25 protein-coding genes and 2 pseudogenes are annotated in these 25,484 nt (G+C 61.8%); 10 read left to right on the forward strand and 17 right to left on the reverse strand.

Annotated elements, in window-relative coordinates; genetic code table 11:
- Positions 1–2 precede the first annotated feature (2 nt).
- On the reverse strand, positions 3–1,556 hold the full coding sequence (locus tag R4P65_RS13435) for an MBL fold metallo-hydrolase (RefSeq protein ID WP_050654984.1): 1,554 nt from the start codon (positions 1,554–1,556) through the stop codon (positions 3–5).
- Positions 1,557–1,800: 244 nt separating this feature from the next.
- Here R4P65_RS13435 and R4P65_RS13440 point away from each other — a divergent pair, with 244 nt between their 5' ends.
- Complete coding sequence (locus R4P65_RS13440; RefSeq protein ID WP_317826866.1) at positions 1,801–2,778, forward strand: ABC transporter substrate-binding protein; 978 nt, start codon at positions 1,801–1,803, stop codon at positions 2,776–2,778.
- A 32-nt stretch (positions 2,779–2,810) separates the two neighbouring features.
- Here R4P65_RS13440 and R4P65_RS13445 read toward each other — a convergent pair whose 3' ends face one another.
- A complete protein-coding gene (locus tag R4P65_RS13445; RefSeq protein ID WP_317826867.1) occupies positions 2,811–3,296 on the reverse strand; it encodes a hypothetical protein in 486 nt (161 codons plus the stop codon).
- A gap of 68 nt (positions 3,297–3,364) precedes the next feature.
- The gene (locus R4P65_RS13450) at positions 3,365–4,243 is read right to left on the reverse strand and encodes an alpha/beta hydrolase (protein ID WP_317826868.1); all 879 of its coding nucleotides are present in this window, start codon (positions 4,241–4,243) and stop codon (positions 3,365–3,367) included.
- A gap of 82 nt (positions 4,244–4,325) precedes the next feature.
- Between R4P65_RS13450 and R4P65_RS13455 the strand changes: the two genes are divergently transcribed.
- Positions 4,326–6,266: a BTAD domain-containing putative transcriptional regulator gene (locus R4P65_RS13455; RefSeq protein WP_317826869.1), complete on the forward strand. Its 1,941-nt coding sequence runs from the start codon at positions 4,326–4,328 to the stop codon at positions 6,264–6,266.
- Between the two features lie 10 nt (positions 6,267–6,276).
- Here R4P65_RS13455 and R4P65_RS13460 read toward each other — a convergent pair whose 3' ends face one another.
- The 5 genes from R4P65_RS13460 to R4P65_RS13480 all read right to left on the reverse strand — a co-directional run bounded on the left by R4P65_RS13460 (position 6,277) and on the right by R4P65_RS13480 (position 12,505).
- Positions 6,277–7,854 (reverse strand): carboxylesterase/lipase family protein, encoded by a 1,578-nt coding sequence (locus R4P65_RS13460; protein ID WP_317826870.1) that lies wholly within the window; start codon positions 7,852–7,854, stop codon positions 6,277–6,279.
- A 26-nt stretch (positions 7,855–7,880) separates the two neighbouring features.
- The gene (locus tag R4P65_RS13465; protein WP_230815913.1) at positions 7,881–8,558 is read right to left on the reverse strand and encodes a GAP family protein; all 678 of its coding nucleotides are present in this window, start codon (positions 8,556–8,558) and stop codon (positions 7,881–7,883) included.
- Between the two features lie 74 nt (positions 8,559–8,632).
- Entirely contained in the window at positions 8,633–10,327 is a 1,695-nt protein-coding gene (locus R4P65_RS13470; RefSeq protein ID WP_317826871.1) for a two-component system, sensor protein, read from the reverse strand.
- Entirely contained in the window at positions 10,324–10,983 is a 660-nt protein-coding gene (locus tag R4P65_RS13475) for a response regulator (RefSeq protein ID WP_230815911.1), read from the reverse strand. The genes R4P65_RS13470 and R4P65_RS13475 overlap by 4 nt, the downstream gene beginning before the upstream one ends.
- 190 nt (positions 10,984–11,173) lie before the next feature.
- Positions 11,174–12,505 carry a diacylglycerol/lipid kinase family protein gene (locus tag R4P65_RS13480; RefSeq protein WP_317826872.1) on the reverse strand — a complete coding sequence of 444 codons (1,332 nt, stop codon included), beginning with the start codon at positions 12,503–12,505 and terminating at the stop codon, positions 11,174–11,176.
- A gap of 154 nt (positions 12,506–12,659) precedes the next feature.
- Here R4P65_RS13480 and R4P65_RS13485 point away from each other — a divergent pair, with 154 nt between their 5' ends.
- Genes R4P65_RS13485 through R4P65_RS13500 form a run of 4 tightly spaced genes read left to right on the forward strand, consistent with a single transcriptional unit; the run spans position 12,660 to position 14,635 of the window.
- Positions 12,660–13,094: a hypothetical protein gene (locus R4P65_RS13485; RefSeq protein WP_317826873.1), complete on the forward strand. Its 435-nt coding sequence runs from the start codon at positions 12,660–12,662 to the stop codon at positions 13,092–13,094.
- Positions 13,091–13,354, forward strand: coding sequence for a hypothetical protein (locus tag R4P65_RS13490; protein WP_317826874.1), 264 nt, complete (start codon positions 13,091–13,093; stop codon positions 13,352–13,354). Before R4P65_RS13485 ends, R4P65_RS13490 begins: the two co-directional genes overlap by 4 nt.
- Positions 13,342–13,986: a TetR/AcrR family transcriptional regulator gene (locus R4P65_RS13495; RefSeq protein ID WP_317826875.1), complete on the forward strand. Its 645-nt coding sequence runs from the start codon at positions 13,342–13,344 to the stop codon at positions 13,984–13,986. The genes R4P65_RS13490 and R4P65_RS13495 overlap by 13 nt, the downstream gene beginning before the upstream one ends.
- A gap of 10 nt (positions 13,987–13,996) precedes the next feature.
- A complete protein-coding gene (locus tag R4P65_RS13500) occupies positions 13,997–14,635 on the forward strand; it encodes a DUF5701 family protein (RefSeq protein ID WP_317826876.1) in 639 nt (212 codons plus the stop codon).
- Here R4P65_RS13500 and R4P65_RS13505 read toward each other — a convergent pair.
- Both R4P65_RS13505 and R4P65_RS13510 read right to left on the reverse strand, forming a co-directional pair.
- On the reverse strand, positions 14,632–15,291 hold the full coding sequence (locus R4P65_RS13505) for an amidase family protein (protein ID WP_317826877.1): 660 nt from the start codon (positions 15,289–15,291) through the stop codon (positions 14,632–14,634). The two genes, R4P65_RS13500 and R4P65_RS13505, sit on opposite strands and share 4 nt — an antisense overlap.
- The gene (locus R4P65_RS13510) at positions 15,273–16,064 is read right to left on the reverse strand and encodes an amidase (RefSeq protein WP_317826878.1); all 792 of its coding nucleotides are present in this window, start codon (positions 16,062–16,064) and stop codon (positions 15,273–15,275) included. The genes R4P65_RS13505 and R4P65_RS13510 overlap by 19 nt, the downstream gene beginning before the upstream one ends.
- Before the next feature lie 116 nt (positions 16,065–16,180).
- On the opposite strand from R4P65_RS13510, the gene R4P65_RS13515 reads away from it, so the two are divergent.
- From R4P65_RS13515 to R4P65_RS13525, 3 genes and pseudogenes are all read left to right on the forward strand, one after another.
- Positions 16,181–16,765, forward strand: coding sequence for a TetR/AcrR family transcriptional regulator C-terminal domain-containing protein (locus R4P65_RS13515; RefSeq protein WP_317826879.1), 585 nt, complete (start codon positions 16,181–16,183; stop codon positions 16,763–16,765).
- Complete coding sequence (locus R4P65_RS13520; RefSeq protein WP_317826880.1) at positions 16,762–17,616, forward strand: alpha/beta hydrolase; 855 nt, start codon at positions 16,762–16,764, stop codon at positions 17,614–17,616. The genes R4P65_RS13515 and R4P65_RS13520 overlap by 4 nt, the downstream gene beginning before the upstream one ends.
- A 58-nt stretch (positions 17,617–17,674) precedes the next feature.
- Positions 17,675–18,972, forward strand: a pseudogene (locus R4P65_RS13525) (DUF222 domain-containing protein).
- A 98-nt stretch (positions 18,973–19,070) separates the two neighbouring features.
- Here R4P65_RS13525 and R4P65_RS13530 read toward each other — a convergent pair.
- The 4 genes from R4P65_RS13530 to R4P65_RS13545 all read right to left on the reverse strand — a co-directional run bounded on the left by R4P65_RS13530 (position 19,071) and on the right by R4P65_RS13545 (position 22,409).
- Positions 19,071–19,769 carry a type 1 glutamine amidotransferase domain-containing protein gene (locus tag R4P65_RS13530; RefSeq protein WP_317826881.1) on the reverse strand — a complete coding sequence of 233 codons (699 nt, stop codon included), beginning with the start codon at positions 19,767–19,769 and terminating at the stop codon, positions 19,071–19,073.
- Positions 19,770–19,908: 139 nt separating this feature from the next.
- Positions 19,909–21,342, reverse strand: coding sequence for a lipase family protein (locus R4P65_RS13535; RefSeq protein ID WP_317826882.1), 1,434 nt, complete (start codon positions 21,340–21,342; stop codon positions 19,909–19,911).
- 145 nt (positions 21,343–21,487) lie between these two features.
- A complete protein-coding gene (locus tag R4P65_RS13540; protein ID WP_317826883.1) occupies positions 21,488–22,180 on the reverse strand; it encodes a TetR/AcrR family transcriptional regulator in 693 nt (230 codons plus the stop codon).
- 58 nt (positions 22,181–22,238) lie between these two features.
- Positions 22,239–22,409, reverse strand: coding sequence for a hypothetical protein (locus tag R4P65_RS13545; protein WP_317826884.1), 171 nt, complete (start codon positions 22,407–22,409; stop codon positions 22,239–22,241).
- Positions 22,410–22,563: 154 nt separating this feature from the next.
- On the opposite strand from R4P65_RS13545, the pseudogene R4P65_RS13550 reads away from it, so the two are divergent.
- Positions 22,564–22,977, forward strand: a pseudogene (locus tag R4P65_RS13550) (hypothetical protein).
- Positions 22,978–22,991: 14 nt separating this feature from the next.
- On the opposite strand, the gene R4P65_RS13555 reads toward R4P65_RS13550, so the two are convergent.
- From R4P65_RS13555 to R4P65_RS13565, 3 genes are all read right to left on the reverse strand, one after another.
- Positions 22,992–24,266 (reverse strand): RNA polymerase sigma factor, encoded by a 1,275-nt coding sequence (locus tag R4P65_RS13555; RefSeq protein ID WP_317826885.1) that lies wholly within the window; start codon positions 24,264–24,266, stop codon positions 22,992–22,994.
- Positions 24,267–24,269: 3 nt separating this feature from the next.
- Positions 24,270–24,698 (reverse strand): YciI family protein, encoded by a 429-nt coding sequence (locus R4P65_RS13560; RefSeq protein WP_230815898.1) that lies wholly within the window; start codon positions 24,696–24,698, stop codon positions 24,270–24,272.
- Positions 24,699–24,859: 161 nt separating this feature from the next.
- Positions 24,860–25,453: a hypothetical protein gene (locus R4P65_RS13565; RefSeq protein WP_317826886.1), complete on the reverse strand. Its 594-nt coding sequence runs from the start codon at positions 25,451–25,453 to the stop codon at positions 24,860–24,862.
- Between the last annotated feature and the right edge of the window lie 31 nt (positions 25,454–25,484).

The following is a 25,484-nucleotide window of genomic DNA, read 5'->3' on the forward strand; positions in this document are numbered from 1 at the left end:
GTTCAGCTCAGCTTGCTGGTGCGCAGCTCGTGGCCCTTGGACGTCTTGCAGCGGCCGGTCTCGAGATCCCACTGCCAGCCGTGCAGATCGCAGGTGAGGTTGGTGCCGTCGACGACACCGAACTTCGACAGGTCAGCCTTGAGGTGGGGGCAACGGCGCTGAATCTCGTACCCGCCCAGCTCGATAGAGGCGCTGTCGTCGTGGGCCTCAGCGAACCAACCGTCGGCGTAGGCGATGCGCTCGTCGGTGAGGCACTTGAAGAACGTGTAGAGGAACTCGTTGTAGCCACCGATGCGCCACGCCGTGAAACGCGTCGACAAGAAGATGGTGTTGACCCAGTCGGGCTCGTCGTCACGCAGAACAGTGCGAACCAGTTCGGGAGCGATGCGGAAGCCGTAGCGGTACTTGCCTTCTCCGTCGATGGGCTCGCGAACGATCCGCTTCGGGAAGTCGAGGACAACGGTCTCCTCCCCCATCACGAGTCCGACGGGGTAGCCGATTCCGTCGCAGATGAGATCGGACTGAGCCATGATCGGCTCGAACTTGGCCTTGAGACCGTCGAGCAGCGGCTCGCCTTCGGCCGGAGCCCACGTGGCCTTCTGCGCAGCGATGACCGGTGCCATCTTCTGCGCCATCTTCTCGATGTACTCGGCCTTGTTCGAGAAGATCCTGTCGACATCCGCGTCCGGGATGGGGTGCGTCAGCGCGACCTTTTCGCTTCCGCGAAGTTCGACTGCCGAGCCGGGGATCATCAGGAGACCACGATCGTTGCCGTTGATGCGCATCTGCTCGAGGAACGTGATCTGGTCGGGGAAGATGTTTCCCTCGTCGCCGTGATCGTCGTTGAGGTAACGCAGGTCGTCGTCGAGGAAGACCGGCGGGCCGGCCGACGGGACAACCCAGGCAGCGTCGACCTGAGAGATGTAGTTGCGGCAGCGGTCCATGCCACGCTGACGCTTCTGCTTGCCGAAGTTGCGCTTGGTGCCCTTCGGGATGTCGTAGACCATCGGGTACCAGATCGCGCCCGAGTACTGCAGCAGATGGATGTCGACCTTCCCGAAAGCGTCGGTCAGCGGGTCCAGGTCGACGGGCCTGGCGTCGTTCATGTTGAAACAGGTGGTTTCCCCGTCCGAGACGACGAGGCCCGAGTCACCGATCGGACCGTCCGCGGGAGCGCGCAAAGCGATGATCATGATGTCGAGATCACCCTTGGGACCGCTGACGGTGTGCTTGACGGAGTCTTCCGTCTCGAAGAACTTGTGAAAGCCGAGCTTCTCGAGCTCACGCTTGAGGTCCGGCACCGGGTAATCGGGGAGCAGGACGGTGGCGTCCTTGTTGACGTGCGCGATCAGATTCTTCGGATCGAAGTGGTCCTTGTGCAGGTGCGAGACGTAGAGGTAGTCGCAGTTGCCCAGCGCGTCCCAGTCCAACTCGGTGTTGTCGGGGAACGGCACCCAGGACGCGAAATACGTCGGGGTCACCCATGGATCACACAGGATGGATCCGGCCTCGGTCTGGATGTGAAATCCTGCGTGGCCGACGCTGGTGATCTGCATTGCAACCTCCGAAATCGTACTGCTGGTCAACTCAGCATAGTCGGCGCGATCAGGGCCAAATCGCGATCGAGAAGGCCGTCTGTTGTGACGTCATGCACGTCAGAGGTCGAAAGTGGGTTGTGAATCAGACCTGCCGGTGACGCGGACAACACTCACTGCGCTGGCGTGTTCGCCGTATTTCTTGGCGCTCGCAGGAGCTGTTTCAGCATTCCCGAGGACAACCTCTAAGGCTAACCTAACAAGCATGACTCGACTTCTTTCTCCCTCCACGACCGATCGCGACTACTGGGCGATCGTGGACAACCTGACGCGACGCGGTTTCTTCGGCGTCGGAGCGGGCGTCGCAGCGACCGCGTTTCTCGCCGCCTGCGGAAGTACGGAAAGTTCGACGCCCGAGAACGCGGAGACCTTCGAGTTCACCCGCGGCGACGAAAAGCTGATCATTCCGACGGACCCGCAGAACGTCGTCGCCCTCGACCCGCGGGACGGCCTCGAATTGTCCATCCTCGCCGGATACCCGGTGACCGCCTACCCGACCGGCGCCGCCGAACACCTGCGCCGTGAGGTCCCGGGTGCCACGGGTGTCGAGATCTTCGCCGAAGGCGCTTCGGATCCCAACTTCGAATACATCTCGACCCTCGGCGCAGATCTCCTTGTCCTCAGCGCAGGCTGGTGGGACACCGGGTCGTACGGCAACGACCGGATGCAGCAGATCGCACCGGTCCTGCCCGTCGGCAAGGACTTCACCCCGGAGTGGCGGAAGGTGATGTCGGACTTCCTGACCGGTATCGGGCGCAGCGATCGCGCCGAAGAAGTACTGGCCGAGTACGACGCCCATGTCGCTCGGGTCCGCCCGACCGTCGAACCGCTGATGGCCGGGAAGAAGGTTGCCTTCGTTGCCGCCGCAGAGGATCAGATCGCGTGGTTCCAGAACGATTTCCGCACCGCCGTCGCCGAGGACCTGGGGTTCGAGGTGCTCCGTGAAGGCCCCGACCTTCGCGTGATGCTCGGGTCGGAGCAGTTCAACCGTCTCGAAGAAGCCGACGTCATCTTCGCCTTGGATCGCAGCGCCTCCGGCAGCGTGTACACCTCGCCGACGTGGCAGCGCCTGCCCGCCGCACAGGCCGGTCGCGTGATTCCGTTCGACTACTACAAGGCCGCGGGATACGCCTTGACCGCCAAGGTCCTGGTCGACGACTTGGCGGCCGGGGTCAAGCGGTAGAACCGGTCCTGCGTCAACCCGACGGGCCCCGATCATTCGGCACCGGCGGCTCGTCCTGTCACGCGGTCCCGAAACTCGCGGAACGCTTCGAAGCCACCGGTAAGCGCCTGCGCCAGTTCCTCGGCGCTGTCGACCCAGACAACGTCCTCCAACTCGGAAACGTCTTCGGGCTCGTGATTGCGCTCGGGAACGAGAAACGTCGGGTCACCCTGAGGGTTGACGATCAGGAATCCAGCGGCGGCACAGAGGTCGTAGACGAACGCGCACTCGGCAGGCGACAGTGTCGCGTGGAAGATTCCACCACTGAGTGGATTCCTCTGCTCGAGCGAGTCGAGATGAAGGTCGGAGAAGACCCCGTCGATCGTCAATGCCCTGTCGTCACGGTCGACGATCTCGCCTCCGTACGGGCTCTCGACCACGTGCAGCCCGTGCTGATCGAGGAAAGCGGCGACCGCCGCCCGATCAACATCGAGTTGCACGTCCTTCGTCATACGCATGAAGTGCAGCGAGAAACCCATCGATCCCCCTCGTCCATTCACGACGCACTTGCGCTCGCCAGTACCTCGACAGTCAAGAAGCGTCAAAACTACCTTTTCAGTAGGGTGCGGATCGTTTCGACCACTTCGGCAGGCGACTCTTCTGCCATGAAGTGACCAGCGGACAGCGTGCGGTGTTCGAGATCGGGCGCCCACGCTTTCCACAAAGCCTCGGCGTCGTAGCCGAGCATCGAACCCCAGTCCTGCTGAATGACCGTGACCGGCATGTGTAGTTGGTTGCCCGCATCGCGATCGGACTGATCGTGTTCGACGTCGATGCCTGCCGACGCCCGGTAATCGGCAACGATCGACGGCACCGCCTCCCGTGAGGCGCGCAGGTATTCGGACCTCACGTCTGCCGGAATCGCTTCGCGGTTCTGCGTCCACACGTCGAGAAAGTACTCGAAGAACGCGTCGGCGCTGGCGCTGATCATCTGCTCGGGAAGACCGGGTGGCTGAGCCATGAGATAGAGATGGAATGCCACAGCAGCATTCGATCCGTGCAGGATGTCCCACATATCCAAGGTGGGGAGCACGTCCAGCGAACCGAGCTGCGTGATCACATTCGGATGATCCAGCCCCGCTCTGATGGCAACCAGTGCGCCACGATCGTGGCCGACAAGGGCGAACTTCTCGTGTCCCAATTTCTTCGCCACCTCGACAATATCGGCAGCCATTGTTCTTTTGGAGTAGCTGTCCGGGTTTTCCTCGACCGGTTTGTCGCTGGCTCCGTATCCGCGGAGATCCGGGCAGATGACGGTGTGATCCGACGCCAATGCAGTGGCTACGTGACGCCACATGAGGTGTGTCTGGGGAAAACCGTGAAGAAGGACGAGTGGTGTTCCGCTACCGCCGACCGCGACATTGAGTCGCACGCCGTCCGTGGCGGAAATCTGCTGGTAGTCGAAGTCTGGAATGGTGATCGTCATCGGTTGCTCTCGTTCGTCGGGGTGATGGACATCAGCCTCGCCGCAGTCGATGAGCATTCGATGAGCGCGATAGCGTGGGGAAATGCGAGACCACACATTTATCGGAGTTCTCGGACCCGTGGTCGCGTGGAACGAGACTTCACACCAGATCGATCTGAAGGGCCCACGACACCGAGCGGTCCTCGCTCGTCTGATCGTCGCCCGCGGACGTGTTGTTCCGGTGGACGTGATTGTCGACGACCTCTGGGTCGATCCTCCGACCGGTGCGACCAGCGCAATACGAACATTCGTTTCCGCACTGAGGCGCGCGCTCGAACCGGATCGCGCGCCGCGAACGAAGCCGAAAGTCATTGTGACCGAAGGGCCCGGCTACGCCTTTCATGAGGCACCCGAAGCGGTCGACGCTTGGAAATTCGAAAGACTGGTGCGTGAAGCCGCCGATTCGTCGCCGGCGCGATCACTCGAACTGCTCCGAACGGCGCTCCAACTGTGGAGAGGGCCAGCGTACGCGGAATTCATCGAAGAGTCTTGGGCACGATCGGAGCGATCGCGCTTGGAGGAACTGCGTCTGACGGCCGTCGAACGAATGGCGTCCGCCCAACTGGATCTCGGGCAAGCCGCGGAAGCGATTCCCGATCTGGATGCTCATGTGACGGAACAGCCTTGGCGAGAGGATGGTTGGCGATTGCTGGCCCTCGCCCTGTACCGCTCCGACCGTCAGGGCGATGCGCTGGCAGTCCTTCGTCGCGCACGAAAGTTACTCGCCGAAGAACTGGGTATCGACCCCGGTCCACGACTGACTGACCTCGAGTCCGACATTCTCCGCCGGGAAAGCCACCTGAATCCTGTAGCGGCAGAACAGATCTTTGCCCAGGTGTCGGCAGCGTACGACCGGACCGTAGCGGCAGGATCGAAATCGAGATTGGAGTCCACCGTCGGCCTCCTCCGAAGTTTGGCAGTTACGGGCGGAAGCGGACTGGAGACTGCCCGAAACCAGCGACTGACCATCATCGGCGCCGCTGAGCAAGTGGACGATGTCGAACTCACCGCACGGATCATCGGCAACTACGACGTGCCTGGAATCTGGACACGATCCGACGATCCTCGGCAGGCTGCGCAGATCGTCGAGGCCGCTCAGCGCACCCTCGATCGCCTTCCGGACGGCGACGAACTCGCTCGGGCCCGACTGTTGGCGACGATCGCACTCGAATCGCGCGGACTATCCGGTCATCGTGGACTCAAATGTGCCCGTGCCGCAGTGCAGATCGGTCGCGCTCTCGATGATCCAGGGCTCCTGGCGTTCGCTCTGAACGGATTGTTCATGCAGACGTTCTGGACTACCGGTCTGGCCTCCGAGCGCGACAACATCGGCCGTGAACTGGTCGACCTCGCCATTCGACACGGCCTGGCTACCTTCGAGATCCTCGGCCATCTGATCCGCATGCAAGCCCTCAGCGCGATGGGGCAATTCGATGCAGCCGGGCTACATGCCGGGACAGTTGACCGATTGGCCGGACGTCATGAGCGACCGTTGGCAGCGGTGTTCACCACCTGGTTTCGCGCTATGCGTGCTGCCGCTACCGGCGCGGAGGCGGCGCACTGCGAGAAGCTGTACGAAGCTGCGGCGGTGAACCTTTCCGATTCCGGTATGCCCGGCCTCGAGGACTGCATACTGTCTCTCGCAATTCTGTCACTCCGAGTGTGGCGCGGTTTGCCGGCAAGATTCGACGCCGCCACACAGTGGGGCCCCTACGAACCCTGGGCCCGGCCGCACGTCCTTCTCGCGCACGGAAAGGTGAACGAGGCCGCCCAGGCAGTGGACGCAATGCCGGGCCCACCCAAAGACCTACTCTCCGAGGCACTGTGGTGCCTGACTGCTGCTGCGGCGATTGCAGTCGGCGACAGTCGAGCCAAGGAGCAAGCCCGAGCGGCACTCCTGCCTGCCGCAGCCGAAATTGCCGGCGCTGGAAGCGGAATGCTCACTGCGGGACCTGTCTCGCACTATCTCGCGAAGCTGGGCTAGACCGGGCCCATCAGGTGAATGCGATCACCGTGTCACCCCATGCCTCCCGGATCTCGCGGTCGAGGTCAGCGACGACGGCATCGTGCTTGTCGATCAACAGTGTCGAGCGTGTGCCGGTGTCGTAAGTGGGCCACCCCGGGGCCGCACCCAGTTCGCGATCGGACCCGGTCTCGTAATCACTTGCAGCTCTGGCGAAATCCAGCCACCTCGCCTGCATACGCTCCGATACCTGACGCGCCGCGCTCAGCCCGCCCAGTTTGTAGGTAATGTCCCGCGCTCCATGATTGATGTTGCCGAAGACGTAGGCAAGTTCGGTACCGTGGGTCGCACCGATCTTCAACGCCTTGAGCATCGGCGGCGCGTAGTCGAATCGGTACAACCACGTCGGTGCAATCTTGCTGTGCGCCTCGGCAATCCACAGCGTAGGCAGTCGAAATCCGAAGTCACGGGTCAGCCCGAGACCGGCGCCCAACTTGGACAGCCCCGAATACGCGCCTTCGATCTGAGAATGATCGGGTAGCTCGAGCCCAGGGTGCTCGTCGGCGATCTCTGCGAACATGGACGTGATCACGACGGGATCGATCGGCATCAACGGCGACTTCATCATCCGGAAGAGCGAAGACTCGTCCTTGTTGGTTCCGATGATCAGCGGAATCGGGTGTGCGTTACCGTGACGGAACGCTCGCACCGGGTAGTCGGGGAGCAGATCACCGTCGACAATTGGCGCGAACGCAAGAGTTCCAGGCGTCTCCTGAGGGACGCGCGCGAACAACTCGTCCGAAGGCCCGACCAAGTCTTCGGCGGACGTGGACCGCAACAGCCCCAGATCGGCTTCGCCGCCGCTGAAGATCTCGAGAAACAGCTTCGCGACGATCTCGCCACGTTCACTCCCGTATACCGAAGTGGCGGGCGAACTTTCGGCGATGGCGCGGTGAAACAAGCCGCGGGCGGACGGGACGGTCATCAGCGTCGTCACGGCGCCGCCACCTGCCGACTCGCCGAACAACGTCACTTTGTCGGGATCACCACCGAAAGCCGCGATGTTGCCTTGAACCCATTGCAGCGCTGCGATCATGTCGCGGAGAGCGACATTGGGCTCGAAGGTATGTTCACTCGAATTGAAGGAAGAGAAATCGACGAAGCCGAAAACACCGATACGGTAGTTGATCGAGACGACGACAACGTCACCGTTCTCGGCCAATGTGGTTGCATCGAAAAGTGGTTGGCTGGATGCTCCACGGAAGTACGCACCGCCGTGAATCCAGACCATCACCGGTTTACCCGGCGCATCCGCACCGCCCGGGCGCGGCGCCCACACGTTGAGGAACAGACAGTCCTCGTTCATCGGAACGTTCTCACCGAGCGGGATCATCGCGAGTCGACTTTGCGGCTCGCATGGCCCGAATTCTGTTGCGTCCTGGACTTCGGTCCACGGCTGCGGCGGAACCGGCGCGCGGAATCGCAGCGGACCGATCGGAGGCGCGGCGTAGCGGATCCCCTTCCAACTCGACACCGAGCCTTCCGTCGATCCTCGAACCGGCCCGTACGTTGTCTCGACTACCGGCGCTTCGCTGGGTGTGATCGTCATTCGATTTCTCCTCGAAAACAAAGTGGCTACTTCGACAGGGCTTCGACAACGTGCGAGAGTTCCAATGCTGCCAGCATCAGGAATAAAACGGTCATGATTGCCGCATTGTGGCGGATCAGAGTGCTTTTGGTGGAGCTCAGCGCATCGGTCACCTTCGCCGAGGGCACGGCAGCCAAGGCGGACAACACGATCAAGGCGATCGACGCCCCGACCGCGAACAGTACCGAGTACGCGATCACGGTTATCCAACTGAAGTGCCCGCCACCGATGATCGAACCTGCCTTGAGTTCGAGCGGCAGGTTCTTCGCGTTGGGTACGGTCAGCAACAGTCCCAGGACGGCAGCTTTTCCCGGTTGCATCGAGTCGATCTGCGCCAGCCACGACGGCATCGCCGGCTCGGCATCGTCTTTCGGACGGCTACGCCAACTCGAGTAAGCAAGCGCCAGAAAACCGACAGTGAACACAACGGCAAACACCGTCTGGACGGTATGCGCGCCGCCGCTGGACTTCGATTCCACTCCGGTGGTCGAAAGTGCCGTCGCTGCTGTAATCGCAGCCGCGGCCAGGACGATGCTCGCGGTGTACGCAAAAGCATTTGCTTTCGCCCGAGTCGACAGCAGGATCGCAATTATCGCAACCAGAGGAATCGGGCTGATGACGACGCCGGTGGCGATCGGGATGAGCTGCGCAGTAATCGATTCCATTTCTGTGACCGTACAAGCCGCCAATCCGGCCACTGGCGAAATGTTCGGCCACCACGACATCGCCACTCACGGTGTCACAGAAGCACGGCGGTGAGGACCACCCGGTCTTCCTCTTCGACAAGTTCGAGGGACGTTACCGTACCGGCGAGCGATTCGAGCCCGATCCCTGAGTCCCGTGCCACCGGCAGCCGACCCGGCGAACTGATTCGCGCTACTACCGCCCGAGCATCGGAAAGTGTCACCTCGAGGAAGACGGGGCCTCCTGCACCGTGTTTCACGGCGTTGGTCAGTCCCTCCGACAGGATCTCCACCACGCTGTCGAGCCGAGCGCAGCCTGAACCGATCACCGCCCAGACTTCGTCGTCGACGTGACTGACAACAGGAATTGCGTAGCGCCACACCGTGACAAGATCATGGACGCGTTTTCGGGCGTCAGCATTGGCCGGCCGATCCGGAGGCGCGGACAGGTCACTTTCCAGGCCGTCGAGAATGTGGGCAATGGTTGCAGCAACATCGACTCGACGATCGGCAACGGTGCCCGAAGACCATGCGGCCGCAATGAGTTCGCCCTGAACCGACGAGTGCAACAACCTGGCGAGGCCACGTCGCGTGTGCATCAGCTCACTGTGAGTGCGAGCTGCATCGAGCGCTTGCCGACTCAGGGCACTGCGGAGTTGATGCTCCTCGTCCTGGCGCTGAGTATCCGCCGCCCGGATCAGGCACACGGAAAGCGCAACTACCGGGTAGATGGCAATCGACGAGAGATAGAAAGTGGCGGCACGGCCGAACATCGTCAGGAGCAGACACGTCGCGGTACTACTGATCAGAGCACTCGAGCAGTACACGGCGGTAAGAGTTGCGAGCCTTCGGAGAGGGCCGTCTCCCTTGCGAACGGCTCGGCGAGCACACACATTGCCACCGACGAAGATCCCGAATCCGAGGGCAACCTGGACCGCCGTGAACGTCACGCCGTAAGTCGCGAGCAGGTAGACGGTCACCAGTGCCGTGTACGCGAACACCGGTACGTACAGTGGCGCCGGTTCAACGCTGCGTACGACGCCGATCAGTCGATCTCTCGCCGTCAGCCGCACAGTCGGCGTCGGTGATTCGATCGGGGGAATCTCCCGGAACAGTCGATGACTCATCGGGCGAACCACGTCGTCGGAGATTCGCTTCAAGAGAGCTGCCCCTCGCACTCCCTCGAGTTCCGTTTCAGCAACCGCGTGCATGACTGTCTCGATACTGCGCTCGAGCTCTCTCCGACACTGCGCACGGGTCTGCTCAAGGCGGAATCGATCGCGGGTCTGTTGGAGCTGCACGGCGGCCACGGCAACCTTCAAACTCCGTTGCAGCGCGATGCGGTCGCGGAGAGCACTTACCAGTACGGCAGTCAACGACAAGAAAACAACGGTGCACACGACATTGAGTGCCACCCGTACGAGCATCGGTCTGGGGTCGACGGGGAGTTCGAGCGCGCGGGTGATCGCGTCGAGGACGAACGGGCGGATCGCGCCGATCACTGCGAACAGGGCCAGGGCCGCGAGCTGCGATCGGCGTGCTGCAAGGACAGCCCTCGCAATCAGCAGCATCACCCCGACAACGCAGTGGGTCGCAAAGGCGCCGACTGCCATCACGCCGACCTCGCGCACCCCGGTACACAGGTAGTAGTTGGCCATCACGGTCACCGCGAACGGCAGCGTCAGAATCCAAGACCATTTGGTGACGATGTTCCGATCACCGAGTCGAAGCCACCACTCGCGCGGGTTCACACCGAGTCGGTCACTTCGGGTACACCGAAATGGCGGATGAAGATGCTCGCAGCAAGCACTCTCGGATTGGTGGACGAATCGTGCGTCAATCCCAGGCTCTCGAGAGTGCGCGCTATGAGCTTCTCCACACCTCGGATCGAGGACCCACGATGCGCTGCGATTGCGCTGTTCGACCAGCCGAGCGAGATGTAACGCAGAAGATCGAGCTGTGATCTGGTGAGGCTCGACAAGGCGGAGTCCGGATCACTCCCGAGCGTCGGTGGCTCGGTTTCCGTCAACGCGGCCTCCACTACGCCGATCAACTGATCCGCCGACTGGACAGCCGCCTTGTCCACGAACAGCGATTTCGGCGGCACACCTGCAGAACCAGGTGCCGTCGATGCGTTGGGGTAGTTGGTCAGGAACACGATCGCGCAATGCGGAGCCTTCACTGTGACGATGTTCGCGAGATCAACGCCGTTCGGCCGCACGCCCAGATCGATGTCGGTAACCAAGAGGTCGGGGTCGAATCCGTCGAAGTCCGCGAGCGCTTCGACCGCCGATCCGGCGGCATGGACCACGAACCCGGCGTGGGTGAGCGCGTCACCGACGAGTGCACGCATCAGTGGTTGGTCCTCCACCACCAACACCCGTCGCATCCATCGGCCGCTCTCCATGACCAGAGATTAACCGTTGGGAGAGTGCGGATTCGACCGAGCAGGCAGCGCCGGATTCCGAGTAACGCGGTAGTTATCGACAATATGTGTTCCGAGAATTTCGCCCGATATGTCCCAAGCGTCGGAACGCAGCCGTCGAGATCGACCTGGTACCCATCACACGCGTCGACCCGGAGAAGATCGCCCGAACCTACGACGAGCCGGATTTCGTGAACTTTGCCAACTCGCGCAATCGGACCAGATCCCAGGCATGCCTGGGGCGACGGACGCCCGGACGGTCTCGGGGGACTCTGACTCTCAGTGCTTGCGGACTGACCGTGCACCTGACGGGAGTTGGCATCACCAGAGCCTCACCGTCGACGCCGACCGGAATCTCGTCGGTGTCTGCGTCGATGACCACCTCGAATCCGGTGCCCTGAGCCAGCCCGTGTTGATGCGCCCGATGGAGCAACCCGACGGCCTGACGGGCGCTGCCGACGGAGATCGCGACGATCCCGAGAGTGCCCCGGTCCAATCGCGGGCGATGGCCGAGCCCCGCCAGGTCGTTCATCTCGTAGGGTCCGTTGCTGACCAGCACAGCCTGGGGCCCGACCGCGGACACGCTCGGGGAGCGCGCGGTCAGCACCGCTCCGGCGCGTCCGGCGAGCAGATCCGGGAGTTTCTGCAGGAAGGTGCTGGTCTTGGCGTCGCGGTACTCCGGACTCTGGACAACTTCGGCGTATGCCCCGAACGATGCGTTGTTGACGAAAGTTCGACCGCCGACATTTCCCAGATCCACCTTCACCTCGACGCCGTCGACAAGAGCGTCGAGGCACCGGGACGGATCGTCGAGGTCGAGACCCAGGTCTGCGGCGAAGTGGTTGCGCGTCCCGGCGCTGACAACGAGGAAGGGCAGGTCGTGTTCGGCCGCGACAGCGGCAACCAACCCCTGAGTTCCGTCACCACCGGCAACGCCGAGCAGATCGGCGCCGTCCGCGACCGCCTCCCTGGCCAATGCCGTCACGTCGATCTTCTCCGGCCCCTCGAGCAGTGCAACCATGGCACCCAGTCCTTCGGCCTTGCGTTTCAAGTCGAACTTCTCGACCTTGCCACCGCCGGAGTTCGGGTTCATCACCAGGAACGGTTTGGTGGGCGGCGATGCCGGTCGCTCGACCACCGGCAATTCCTTCTCCTCCCCCTCCAAGGCGGCCCGCGCGCAGATACCGGCTACGACGAACAACCCGATCGCGAGCAGCACCACCCACAGGAGGCGTTCTCGGACCAGGAAGGTGAGCACCACGATCGGTGTCAGAACCGCCACAGCCAACGAGATCCAGCGGAGGAATCCGCGGGTGGTCAGAAACCAGTACACCGCTATAACGCACACAATCACCCCGCCGGTCCCCAGGATCAGCATGGTCAAGGTTTTCAGTCCGGCGAAAATAAGCAGCACCATCACTGCAAGAACAAGCGCCGCAAATGCCGCGCGAGCCAACCAACTCTGTTTCGACGAGGGTCGATCCGTGTGGGCAGGAGTCGCCATCGAGCCACCTCCCGTAGTTTGCCTCGTCGGTTATTCAACTGTTGATGCTGCCGTGTCTGTCTCCTCAGGACTAGCCACTTACCTACCCTCGGAAACCCACTTGTCACGCACTGCTATTTTATGACGACACCTCGTCATAAAAAGGAGAAGGCCCGTGACAACACCGACGCCCACAGCATGGGGATCTTCGGAGGAGCCTCTGACCGTGACGCGGAAAGCCGGTCTTCACGGACTGCGATGGACGGCCTGGCTGGCCGGCGCGACAGGCCTCGCACAATTGGTGTCGATCGGGCTGAACCTAACCGACACCGTCCGCGGAATCGTTCCGGCAACGTACCCGCCCGCAGATGTGGCCTGCGGCGTCGTCGCGCTCGTTCTTCTGGTCACGCTGCTTGTCGGCCGACCCAACGGTCCCGCGATGTTGTCAGGTCTCGCCCTCCTCATGGCCATGCTGATGTCGCCGACCCTCCACAAACATGCACCCGAGTCGCTCTGGCTGGCGGCGGCACACGCCGTCTCGGTCGTGGCCGTCGTCATGTTGTCTGTGATGACTTCGCGGTTCTCCAGTGCCGAGTTGGAACGGACGTGACACCGGGTTCACCCCTCTCGCTTGCGGCCGAAGAATGGATCACTGATCTGACTTCCGCGGAGATGGAGCGATTGCGCAAACGCACGACGCTTACCGCCGCCGAAGAGCAAGAGGTCTGCCGATCCGTACGCTCGATCGCGCAGCAGATGATGCTTGTACCCGTCTCGATGTGGCAGGGTGATCCACGCCTTGTTGCGGATCTGTTCGGCCTCCCCGTGACCACGAATCAGACACAGGAGGATCGACCATGCCGAAGCTGACCGGTGGCGCGACAACCGCAGAACACAAGATCGCGACCCGAGAAGCCATGTTGGACGCGTTCATTCACGAACTTCACGAGCAGGGCTGGCAGAACGTGAAGCTGCAGACCGTGGCTCAGGCAGCCGGCGTCTCGCGGACAGCGGTGTACAACTACTTCCCCGACAAATCTGCGTTACTGCTTGCCTGGTCCACCCGCGAGATGGATAGATTCCTGCTCCTGGCCGAGCGTGAACTCGCGGATCGCGAGAATCCTGTCGACCGAATCGAGATCCTCGTCAAACTGACACTCGTCGAGTTCTCACTGCAGCGATTCACGGGAATCGCTTTGGTCGAATTGTTGTCAGCGCAGGATCGCGAAGGCTTCCTCGAACATATTGTCCCCCTGTCTGTTCTGGTCGAACAACTCGTCCAGGAAGGTATCGACGCAGGCACTTTTGTCGATTCGGACGCCGGCGCTACGGCGCAACTCATCCTCGCCTGCGTGGAGAGCCGACGCCCGATGCTCATGGCCGGTGACCGAGTGGATAGCGCCGTGGCAACCACCGTCCCGTTCATCATGCGCGCGTTGGGCGTCTCGTGGCCGACTTCCCTCACCGCCGATCCCACCGATCGGTCTGCTCACGATCGGTAGGATCGCAGGTATGCACTTCGACCTCCCGACCATCGATCAGCAGGCCGAGCGATTGATCGAACTCGGGGTACACGAGATGGCCGGACTTTCTGCGGACGACGTCAGGGCAGCCGCCGCAGCCGGACAAGGAGATGTGGGACTGCTTGCCGTGCACGAAAAACTCGCTCCAGCTTCTATTTTGGCTTCACTGCTCGAACACAAGAACAAGCGGGGCTTCATCGTCGTCGACATGGCCGACGTCGATCTGTTCGCCCCTACCGAGCCGGCCGCGTTGCCTGACACCGCGATGTATCTGCTCGGTGAAGTCGACCGCGGGGATCACATGGCCAATTGGAGCCCGGACGAAGCGCTGCCTGCAATCGTCCAGGTAGAGCGGACGCCGCTGACACTCACCGAAGGCATCCACTGGTTGCTGCAGCGACCCGACGTCCTCGAACGCGGAAAGTGCTTCATGACCATCGGTTCCCGATTGCGCAAGCCCGATGGATCTTTCGACACCAGGACTCCCGCCGTGTGGATCAGCAACGGAACCGGTCGCGACGGCAAAGACAACCGCAACGCCCCGAAAGTCGGGTGGTGCTGGTGGGGTAACCGCCACACGTGGTTGGGGTTCGCATCGGCGAGCGACCGGGTTCCTCTCTCGAACTAGAGCACGGTTGCGCGGTCGAATCGGTACCGATCCTTCCACGGCATCTCGGCCTCGAGCATTGCAGCGGCAGAGAGCAATTCCGCGTCGCAACCCCACTTCGCCGAAATCATCACACCGAGCGGAACGCCGTCTTCCGTCCAACCGAGTGGCAGACTGATCGACGGGAAACCGGTTGCATTGGCGACGACGGTGTTTCCGGTGAATGCGACCATGTCGATCAATTCGGTCGCGGGATCTTCATCGTTGCGCAACTCCCCGATCGCGAGCGGAGGCTTCGTCACCGTCGGGGTGACAACAAGGTCGGCGTCGGCGTAGTCGAGGCTCCATCGCCGCGCCCAAGCCTGAACAATTCCGATTGCCGCGGCCAGATCGCCCGACGGCACCTCGCTTGCTTGAACTCGCAAGTGCTGCACTATCGGACGGAGAAGGTGCTCGTACTCCTCCGGGATCGGCTTGGTGCCGGCCAAGGACGAGAACATCTTGACGAACGCATCGACGAAAACATCATCGCGGGCTTGGGGTCGCTCGAACACGTTGTGCCCCAGGCTCTCCAAAACACTGCCAACCTTCGATACAGCGTCCGAGAGTTGCGGATCCACCACTCCGCCGGAGACCGATCCGTGAGCTAGAGCGACGGTCAAAGGCCGAGCGCGCACTCCCCCAGCCTGGACGACGAACTCTTCGAACGACTTCGGCCGGGGCGGGTGGATAGTTCCGCGCCAGGTCGCGTCGCCAGAACGTCCAGCAGCGCAGCGGTATCGCGAACCGTCCGGGCGATCGGCCCCTTGCTCGCAAATCCGAAGTTGTCATGCCCCGCCACGCCCATCGTGATCAAACCGCGGCTCGGCTTGAGGCCCACCACTCCGCACGTACTTGCCGGAGAACGCAACGACCCCGCCGTGTCACTTCCCTGCGCAAACGGCACCAGACCAGCTCCGACAGCGGCAGCAGCACCACCACTGCTGCCGGCAGCACTACGTGTGCGATCGAACGGACTGCGAGCAGGCGGAGCAACTTCCGGCTCGGTGTAACAGGCTGCCCCGAACTCGGGCACCGTCGTCTTACCGATGTCGATCAGCCCACCTTCTCGGATCGCCTGGACGATCTCGTCGTCAGCGTCCGGCACGAAGTCGCGAAAGAGCGCCGATCCGAAGGTCGTGCGAATGCCACGAGTAGCGTCAAGGTCTTTGATTGCCGTCGGAACGCCGAACAGGCGGGGAAGGGGCCCGGCGTCCTGCTCGTCCAACCTGCGCTGCGCTTGTTCGGCGAGGGCGACTGCGTGCTCCCCGGCGATCGTCGCGAAGGCACCGACGTCGTCGGAAGTGGTCGCACGGTCGACGAAGTACCTGGTGACTTCGGGAATCGAGACCTGCTTGGCGGCGATCACACCGGCAAGTTCGACGGCGGACAGTTGATGGAGGTCAGTCATCGGGCAGCGCTCCTTGTAGGTCAATAGACACTTGTAATTTCGATACGCGTATCGCTATTGTTGTAAGCATGGTATCCGAATCCGCCAGCTCCGCAAGAGCCGGTCGACCAAAAGCATTGAGTCACAGACAGATTCTCGATGCAGCGGCAGCGATCGCCGATACGGACGGCCTGGATGCAGTGTCATTTCGAGTGCTCGCCGAACGACTCGGCATATCGCCGATGTCCGTCCACCGCACAACCGGCGGCATCGACGCCTTGAGGCGAGATCTGATCTCGACCCTCGTAGGTGAAGCCGTCTCGTCGATCGAATGGCCGACCGACTGGCGCGAGGTTGCCCGCACGTTCGCCTACGGCCTCCACGATCTCCTGATGCGCCATCCCCTTGTCCTGGAGGCCCATCGGCAGGCATCACTGGAAGCACCTGGTGCCGACGACACTGCCCACCGAGTCGTTCGAGCGCTTTCGCAGGCCGGCCTCGAGGACGAACAGGCCACGTACGCGTACGGCGCCCTGCATGATTTCGTGACCGGACACGTCGCAATTCAACTGGGACGCGGAGCTTTCGACAGTGCACCCGCCGATCGACGCGAGGCATCGGTGTTCACGCTTCATCACGATCCCACCCGAAGGTTCGAGTTCGGAGTCGCCCTCATCCTGGACGGTGTGGCGTCGATCGCGCAGCAAGGAACCACACCATGACGAGCAGCGTGACCACAACCGAAATTCGCGACGCCTCGGGGCGTCGTATCGCATTCTGCGAGTACGGCGATCCGACTGGCCACCCGGTAGTCGTGGCCCACGGATCACCTGGCAGCCGATACGAGGGGCTCTCACTCCACAACGCGGCTGCGACGGCAGGCATACGGCTGATAGTCCCCGATCGACCCGGCTTCGGACGCACGGATCCTTATACGGACAGGGGATTTCATTCCTGGGACGACGACTACGTCACCCTGATCGATCACCTCGAGGTGGACTCGGCCACACTGATGGGTTTCTCCGGAGGCGGCGGCTACGCGCTCGCAGTCGCTGCAACCGCTCCCGAACGAGTCTCGAAATTGGTGCTGGCGTGCGCCATGATTCCCGGAGCCCCACGAGATACTTTGCGGCGCAGGATAAAATTGGTATCCGCGCTGTATTTTGCCGCCAACTGGGCACCCCGCGTGGCCGGCGCAATGCTCGCGGGAACTGGAGTGTTCTCCAAACTACGCAGCGACTCCGTCTCGATCTGGCCGGCCGCCGATCAAGCTGTCATGACCGATGAGTCGCATCGTCCCGCTCTCCAATTGGATTCATCCGAAGGGATCGCGCAGGGCGGGTCAGCAGCGGTTGTCGACTTGGCTCGGTATCGCCACGAGATGCCTGGATTGTTTCAATCCATCTCGGTACCAACGGTTTTCCTGCACGGAACCGAGGACGGGAACGTACCCATCGAAGTAGCCCGCTGGGCACACTCTTTGATCCCCCACTCTCGCTTCGAAGAGGTCAGCGGGGGCGGTCATCTGTTCGTAGTCGCGGACCCCACCCCCCTGATTCGCGCCCTCACATAATCCCCCTTGACTCGAATGCATGTTCGAGTATGGTTTGTGTAGGGGATCGGGGGATTCAATGAGTGTTCTGTTGTCGGATGTTGTGTGTGGCTCTGCGGTGGGATTGCGTGGTCGTCTGTGGCGGTTGTCTGCTGCCGAGTTGCGTGAGGCTGCTATCGAGGCGAGTGCGGAGATTCTGCGTCTCGAGGCGGTGCGGGTGGCTGTGGTGGACGAGCTGTCGATGCGTCCCGATGATCAGGTGATCGCGTGCCGCGGAGTGGGTGCGTGGTTGGCGGCGAACACGATGCTGCAGGTTCGGGACGGGAAGAAGATCGCCGCCCTCGGTGCAGCGCTGCGGCCGTTTCCGGCTGTGGCGGCTCGGTTCGATTGCGGGGACTGCTCTTTCGATCACGCCGTGTTGATCGTGGCGTTCTGCGAATCACCACCGAAGGGGATGCCTGAGAAGGCACTCCCTCGCTGTATCGACCTGTTGCTTGCGGCTGCGTCGGGGGTGGAGGCGACGACCACGAAAGTGCGGAACGTTATCGCGACCTTGGAGCGAGTGTTCGAGTCCGATGAGATTCCGCCCGCCGAAGATATCGACCGGAACGAGCTCCGGATCGCGTCGACGTTGAACGGTCGGGTGGTGGTCCGCGGAGATTTCGACGCCCTCACCGGCGAAATGCTGCTGTCGGCGTTGTCGAATCTGACGATGCCGACACCAGCGCCCGATGGAACGCCCGATGCCCGGTCCGCGGCGAAGCGAACCGCGGACGGGTTCACCGAACTGATCCGCCGCTACCTCGACTGTGCCAAGACCGGTACCGATGGTGGGCAACGTCCGCACGTGAACGTGCACATCAACGCTCGCGATCTGGCGGAGCACCGCGATTGCGCCGCAACACCAACTGATGGTGGAGAGTCACTGTCGGATCCTGATGTGGGGCACATGCCCTGGCTCGGGCCGCTGTCGGTCTCGCAGACCAGGCTTCTCGGGTGTGACTGCTTCCTCTCGACCGTCCTACTCGACGATCACGGCGCACCGCTGGATGCGAAACCCGGAAAACGGTTGGTCACCGCCGAACAACGAGTCGCGTTGATCGCCCGAGACAAGGGCTGCGCGTTCCCGGGCTGTTCATGCGTGCCCGCCTGGACTGATGCGCACCACATTAGGCACTGGGCTAACGGCGGCCCGACGGTGATGAACAACCTGGTCCTGCTGTGCCGTTCACATCACCGGCTGATGCACCGGAAACGGGGTTCGTCGGCAAGTGGTCGATTCGGATCGGCGTCGACAACAAACCCTGGTTCATCCCGCCGCCCTCGATCGACCCCGGGCAGCATCCCAGGCCGGCGAACACCACATTCAAAACCTGACGACGAACCTCAGGCACAACAGAACATGGCCCAGCACCGCATCGAAGGAGTCCTCGATGCGGTGCCGAAAGCCGTGCTCAGGCCTAGCCGGTGATCGTTCAGCCCAAGTCGGCGACGATCCGCTCGGCGAGCGGCTTCGACGAAGCCGGATTCTGGCCGGTGTAGAGCTTGCGGTCCACCACGACATAAGGCGACCACGCCTCAGCCTTCGAGAATTTGCCGCCCAACTCGCGTAGCCGAGTTTCGAGCAGCCACGGAGCCTTGTCCGCCAGACCAGCCTGCGTCTCCTCTTCGTTGGTGAACGCGGTCAGCTGATAGCCGTCGAACAGCCAGCTTCCATCGGGTCTCTGTGCCGGCAAGAGTGCCGCCGGCGCGTGACAGACCGCCGAAACCACCTTGTCCGCGTCCAAGAACTTCACCAGAAGCTCGCCGAAGGATGCCGACACCGCAAGATCTTCCATCGGTCCATGTCCACCCGGTACGAAAACCACGTCGTAGTCGGCAGCATCTGCGTTCTCCAGAGTCTCCGGCGAATCGAGAACCGGCTGCAGATCGGCGATGTACTTGCGCATACGGTCGGCGCCTTCTTGCCCGCCGTTCACCTCGGGTGCCAGGCTTCCCTCGTCCACAACGGGAGCCTTACCGCCAGGCGTCGCGATCACGATGTCGTAGCCGGCGTCGACGAAAACGCGATGCGCCTCGACCAACTCTTCCGCCCAGTACCCGGTCGGGTGGGGTGTTCCGTCCTTCAGCGTCCAGTGATCTGCAGAAGTGACCGCAAACAACAGCTTTGTCATCGCGCAACCTTTCGTCGGTAACAGGAACCCATTGGTGACAAGACACCATTTTCAAGGCCCGATCAATGAAACAACGTCCAGTCAGTGCAACACGCTGCCCCTGTGAGAATTCCTCACCACCGCAGAATCACGTCGCCCATTAGGCCCCGATCGGCTTGCCGAACAGGCCTGCGACGAGTTCACCAACCGCATCCACCCAGACTGGCCAGGTCCTCTGATCAAGCGCCATAGTTCCAGCGTCGAAGGTGCTGCATCCCTGTTGGGCAGGGACACCAGCGAAGCGATCACGAAGCCACAGTAGAGCACTCGGCAATGCGACGACTTCCATGCTGACGTGCTCACTGAAGTGGTCTCTGGTGTAAACGACACTCGCAGAAGGATCTTGGCAATAGGTATCGACAAGTTTGTTCACCGGGCCCACGGGCACCAACCAGTCGGGATTCGACTGATAGATGTACATCGGCACGTCAGGAACCGACTTACCCATGGCAGCGCGGGAGAGCGCGGCTCTCACTGTGGGGTGTTGGACGGGATCTCCCGGGACATCGAGGAAACCTTTGATGTTGAGAAAGGGCACCGCAGCCGACGTCCAGAGCATGCACAGGTTGTCCTTGGCAGCGAAAAGCGCTCGACCGGCGGGGTTTATGTGCTGATCGATGAAGCCGGCGAGTTCCGAATCTTCTCGGCTCACTCCGATGACACCGGCAGCGACGATCCCGGCACCTAGAGCGTTGTTGGCATTGTCGAGCAAAGCGCCGAGATCCGCGGCAACACCACCTTCGGCGACTCCGACGATATTCAGTTCCGGGGCATACGCCTGCCGTATTTCAGCTGCGTGACCGGTAGGAATCGATCCACCCGAGTAGCCGAGCAGCCCTACGCGAGTTGACCGCCCTTGCAGCTCCATGGGTTCGAAGTTCTCAGCGGCACGAATACCGTCGAGCGTGATCCGGGCCGCGACGGGGCCGGAGGCGAAGGAAGAATTGGGTCCCTGATGATCGGGCACCGACAATGCCCAGCCCTGCGCCAGCGCCGCCTGTACTTCGAGGAACTGAGCCCCACCCGTCGCAGCGCCCGTCACCAGCCACGGCAACGCGCCTTGCTGCATGACATACGAAGGTGCGCAGTAGCTTCCGAGTGAATCCTCTGCCATCTGAAAGGACAGCAGCGGGCGCGGGCCTCCATCGCGAGTGTCGCCGCGCGGCTTGATTACTGTCGTGACAGCCGGAATCGCCTCGCCTGCAGCATTATTGGATCGATAGGAGATCTGCCACGAATCTACGCTGGTCGGAATCAGGTTGAGAGTGCCGAGATTCACCGCGCGAGCGGCGATGATCTCACCCGGCTGCTTGGATTCGACGACCTCGACAGGCGGTTCATAGAAGGCCTGGTCCAGTTCAAGCAATGGCGGTGCAACCGCAGGCGGCAGGGCAGGCTGGACTTGAACTTGGGCGGCAACACCTTCGTCCGGTGCCGCTGAGGCGGGTGCCGAAAATCCGATCTGCCCGATTACTGCAACCACGGCAATTGCGAAGCCCCCGCGCTGTCGGTCAGTTGTCCAGCGTCGTCCCATACCAATTCCTCCCCGGAAAAGCACAGATTGCCTTGTGTTGCCGCGGTTCTCATCACAAGCACACAAGTTAGATGCGAGTGTCTAACATATTGAGGACGAGAGTAGAGCGTTGTGGGCTGGATTACAATCCCCTGGTGTTCGTGACCTATTCGCGGGCACGAAGGGGCGCGTCGTCAATCAACGCATTCAAGAGCACCGTCATCAGATCGACCAGTACCGACACAGGAGGACGAGGCTCCGTAGTGCTCCACTGGTGCACCAGCGCGGTAAGGGCGCCGATGAAGGCGGTGGACGCCCACCGGTAACCACCCGGTGGTTCGTAGTGGTCGCCCACAATCCCTTTGATAATCGACTCGAAAAATGTTGCCCAGACCGAACGTTGGTCCACACGATGCTTTTCCACCCGAGGACTCACACCTACGACGTCGATGAAGGCAACGTGTGCGCGTCGTGGGTCACTTCCGACCGACTCGACGAAGGCGGCCATGGCCGTTGCCGCCTTGTCACGCAGGTTGACCGAAGGCTCCGCATCGAGTGCATCGACCATTGCAATTCTGGCATCGAGTTGAATCTGGTCATACAGCGCGAGGAGTAGATCCTCGCGGCTACCGAACTCGTCGTAGAACTGTCTTCTCGCCAGACTCGCGGACGCGCAGATGTCCGCCACCGAACTTCCGGCGTACCCCTTGTCTGCAAACACGCTGAGAGCAGCATTCAAAAAGAGGGAACGGCGTTCGGCCTTGCGAGCCGCGACCGACCTTCCGCCGTAGTTTCTGTCCGTTTCAGCGATTGCCACGCCTGCCAGAGTATGCGGCATCGTGCCGCACACAAAACGCATCTGACCTGCTGCGTAGTTCCTTCACCGCCACCACTGGCGCACTAGGACGGCAGCTCGATCAGGCCAATACGAAGGCCACGGCAAAAAGTGTCCAGGCGGCAGCGAGAACCGTTGACGCCGCAGTAACTGCCCCGGTCACGGCAGGTCGAGTGCTGCGGTTGCGTGCCGCGATGATCCCGACCGCTATCAAGGTCAGCGCGACCAGGAACGACAAAACCACGATTTTCACCAGCAAACCCTTCGACGTCGGTCAACAGAACCGGAGACTATTTAGATAGTACAGAAATAGATCGTGCATTAATCAAACTTAGAATCCGTCAGGAAGTTCTTGACTAAACTCAAGGGGGACTGTCAGGCGAATCCTGACGAAAGGAGAACTTCTGATGGAAGACCTGATCGAACTCGCCCTGACTGCGAAGGTCGAGACCGCCGCGATCACCACGGTCAACGCCGCGATCACCTAGGCCGGCACTCAGGCAGACAAGATTGTCGGAACAGACCCTTTACCTGGCAGCCCTGAGTGGGAGGCAGAACAGGACACCGATATCCCGGCGCAGCGTCAGATGGCGTGGCAGGTGGCCTGTTTCCGGATCCAACTCGCCGCGGGTATCGATTCGACGGCAAGCGTCATGAGCCTGCGTAGATTCGGCGCAACGTGGACAACCATAGGCCGGGCAGCCGGAATGACTCGTCAGTCCGCGCATGAACGGTGGGGTCGACGCGTATCGGACATGCTCGATCCTTATGGAGTCGGAATGCCGCCCATGGTCCCTGCCGACGATCCGTCGCAAGCGTGACCACTCATCACAGGCTACAGATCCGGGAGTAGTGCATCCGCCTTCGCGACCAGCACTGCACGCTCACGATCGTTCCCAGCCAGCCGAGCGGCATCGAGGAGTTCGGTTCTAGCCTCCTCGGATCGGCCGAGCTGACTGAGTAACTCGCCTCGAACGCTCGGAAGCAGGTGATAACCGGCCAATTCACCTGAAGCGACAAGCTTGTCGACGAATTCGAGCGCAGGGCCAGGACCGTAGGCCATCGATACCGCCGCCGCATGATTGAGGTCGACCACAGGTGAGGGCGCCAGTTGCGCCAAAGCCTCGTAGAGGATGACGATCTTCTTCCAATCGGTGTCCTCGAAAGTTGCTGCTCGCGCGTGGCATTCGGCGATCGCGGCTTGCAAGCCGTACGGGCCGCGTCCACGCCCGACGGCGTCAGCCCGTTCCAGCGCCGCAAGCCCACGCGAGATCTGTAGGCGGTCCCACCTGGTCCGGTCCTGATCCGCCAGCAGGATGGGCTCACCTGTCGAGGTAGTCCTGGCACCGAATCGTGAGGCCGTCAGCTCCATCAACGCGACAAGGCCGTGCACCTCGGATTCCCGAGGTACCAGCTCGGCCAGTATCCGCGCGAGCCGCAGCGCTTCTGCACTCAGATCCGCACGCATCCACTCGTCCCCCGAACTGGCTGCATAGCCTTCGTTGAACACCAGGTACAGCACTCCGAGTACGGCGCCCAACCGTTTCGAAAAGTCTTCTCTCCCTGGAACTTCGAATACCGCTTTCGAAGCGGTCAATGCCTTCTTCGCGCGCACGATCCGCTGCTGCACTGTCGCCGTCGGCGTGAGGAACGCTTTCGCAATCTCTTCCGTGGTCAAACCGCCCACCACCCGAAGCGTCAACGCCACCTGCGCTTTTCGATTCAGCACGGGGTGGCAGGCGATGAACATCAGCCGAAGGATGTCGTCGTCGATGCGATCCGGATCCCAGCTGACGTCGTCGAAGTGCGAAGCGTCGTTCTCGAGTTCGCGCGCAAAGTGGGCGTAGCGTTCGTCCAATCTCTCGCGTCGTCGCCACCCGTCAATTGCCCGTCGCGTCGCAACAGATGTAAGCCAGGCACCGGGATTTCGCGGAACCCCGGTGGCAGGCCACTGCTCGACGGCTTCGAGCAGAGCCTGCGCGGCCAGATCCTCGGCAAGATCAAGATCTCCGACGGTGCGAGTCAACGTGGCGACAATCTTCGCGGATTCGATACGCCAGACCGCGTCGACAGCCGTTCTCGTTTCCTCTCGCACCGCCTCGTCGGTCATGGTTCAGCCTGCGACCGGACGATCAGTACCGAGTTCTTCGCGCCAGCCGGCCTCTTTCTGGATGTACTCGTTGTCCTGATCGAAGTCCGACATCTCACTCACCCGACGCACCTCGAGCTTGCTTCCCGGCCCCAACGGGCAGCGCTTTGCCCACTCCAATGCTTCGTCCTTGGTCGACGTCTGAATGATCCAGAATCCCGAGAACAACTCCTTCGTCTCCCCGTATGGACCGTCGGAAACCAGCGGAGGATCGGACTCGAAATCGACGATGAATCCCTCCTCCATCGCCAATCCCTCACCCGCCAGCAGCACACCGGCCTTGATCAGGGACTCGTTGTACTGGCCCATCGCGGTGATGATCTCGTCGAAGTCCATGTCCTTGGATGCTTCGATGGCCTCGTCGGTGGAACGCATGATCAGCATGTACTTCATGAGAATCTCCTTCGTTTGTGGGCCGTTCCGTTCGGCCCCTCTGCCTACACGTCGAACGGCACACTCACCGATCGACAAACTTCCGAAAATAATCTTCCGAGGACATAACCGCCGGTCGGGATACGCTGCCCACGGTATCGGCAGACGGGCCGTCCGGCCGGTCAGAAGTCGAGAAATCCCGGCACAACTTCGCGAACGAGCCCAGTCGCGTCAGCGCTCCCGTAGAAATACACCGAGCCGTAGCCAAACAGGTATTCCTCGACGAACTCGGGTTGCGGCTCGGCAACCACTGGCCACCCCTCTTCATTGATTTGGAACAGGAAGCGGTGCCCGTCCGCCTCGACAGCATCGGCGTAGGACGGTTCATTTTGTATGAGTACCGGTTGCTGCGCGATCAGTACCAACGGCATCACCTCACCCTCTGCGGGAAGATTGATCAACGCCGCGCTCCCGAGCCCCTTATGACCGCCGGCCGATTCCGCACTTCGTGATGACGGCGGGTGCAGGACTGCCCTAAGCCCGATATCCGGGTATTCGAGGTCGTCGTCGCCGATGGTGAAACCTCGACGGATGAATACCGAAAGCTCTCGCGCACCGAGCCACGGCGCCGTGTGTGTCCCGAGCGTCAGGAGATACTCATGCGTCTGCAAAATCGGCTGACCAGCGAAAACCTGCGGCGGGCGTCCACCGATCCTGGCCCCGACTTCCGAGTCGATCGAACCCACCCCGAGATGTACTCTGTCCACCGGCGTCATCCTAGGGAGATCCGACGGGCGTCGGAAGAAG

It is taken from the genome of Rhodococcus sp. IEGM 1318, assembly GCF_033142465.1.
Classification (GTDB): Bacteria; Actinomycetota; Actinomycetes; order Mycobacteriales; family Mycobacteriaceae; genus Rhodococcus_F; species Rhodococcus_F qingshengii_B.

Bases quoted from the DNA above. Each gene is read 5' to 3' on its own strand.
- R4P65_RS13435 (WP_050654984.1), bottom strand. From the start codon at position 1,556: ATGCAGATCACCAGCGTCGGCCACGCAGGATTTCACATCCAGACCGAG.
- R4P65_RS13440 (WP_317826866.1), top strand. From the start codon at position 1,801: ATGACTCGACTTCTTTCTCCCTCCACGACCGATCGCGACTACTGGGCG.
- R4P65_RS13445 (WP_317826867.1), bottom strand. From the start codon at position 3,296: ATGGGTTTCTCGCTGCACTTCATGCGTATGACGAAGGACGTGCAACTC.
- R4P65_RS13450 (WP_317826868.1), bottom strand. From the start codon at position 4,243: ATGACGATCACCATTCCAGACTTCGACTACCAGCAGATTTCCGCCACG.
- R4P65_RS13455 (WP_317826869.1), top strand. From the start codon at position 4,326: ATGCGAGACCACACATTTATCGGAGTTCTCGGACCCGTGGTCGCGTGG.
- R4P65_RS13460 (WP_317826870.1), bottom strand. From the start codon at position 7,854: ATGACGATCACACCCAGCGAAGCGCCGGTAGTCGAGACAACGTACGGG.
- R4P65_RS13465 (WP_230815913.1), bottom strand. From the start codon at position 8,558: ATGGAATCGATTACTGCGCAGCTCATCCCGATCGCCACCGGCGTCGTC.
- R4P65_RS13475 (WP_230815911.1), bottom strand. From the start codon at position 10,983: ATGGAGAGCGGCCGATGGATGCGACGGGTGTTGGTGGTGGAGGACCAA.
- R4P65_RS13480 (WP_317826872.1), bottom strand. From the start codon at position 12,505: ATGGCGACTCCTGCCCACACGGATCGACCCTCGTCGAAACAGAGTTGG.
- R4P65_RS13495 (WP_317826875.1), top strand. From the start codon at position 13,342: ATGCCGAAGCTGACCGGTGGCGCGACAACCGCAGAACACAAGATCGCG.
- R4P65_RS13500 (WP_317826876.1), top strand. From the start codon at position 13,997: ATGCACTTCGACCTCCCGACCATCGATCAGCAGGCCGAGCGATTGATC.
- R4P65_RS13510 (WP_317826878.1), bottom strand. From the start codon at position 16,064: ATGACTGACCTCCATCAACTGTCCGCCGTCGAACTTGCCGGTGTGATC.
- R4P65_RS13520 (WP_317826880.1), top strand. From the start codon at position 16,762: ATGACGAGCAGCGTGACCACAACCGAAATTCGCGACGCCTCGGGGCGT.
- R4P65_RS13530 (WP_317826881.1), bottom strand. From the start codon at position 19,769: ATGACAAAGCTGTTGTTTGCGGTCACTTCTGCAGATCACTGGACGCTG.
- R4P65_RS13535 (WP_317826882.1), bottom strand. From the start codon at position 21,342: ATGGGACGACGCTGGACAACTGACCGACAGCGCGGGGGCTTCGCAATT.
- R4P65_RS13540 (WP_317826883.1), bottom strand. From the start codon at position 22,180: ATGCGTTTTGTGTGCGGCACGATGCCGCATACTCTGGCAGGCGTGGCA.
- R4P65_RS13555 (WP_317826885.1), bottom strand. From the start codon at position 24,266: ATGACCGACGAGGCGGTGCGAGAGGAAACGAGAACGGCTGTCGACGCG.
- R4P65_RS13560 (WP_230815898.1), bottom strand. From the start codon at position 24,698: ATGAAGTACATGCTGATCATGCGTTCCACCGACGAGGCCATCGAAGCA.
- R4P65_RS13565 (WP_317826886.1), bottom strand. From the start codon at position 25,453: ATGACGCCGGTGGACAGAGTACATCTCGGGGTGGGTTCGATCGACTCG.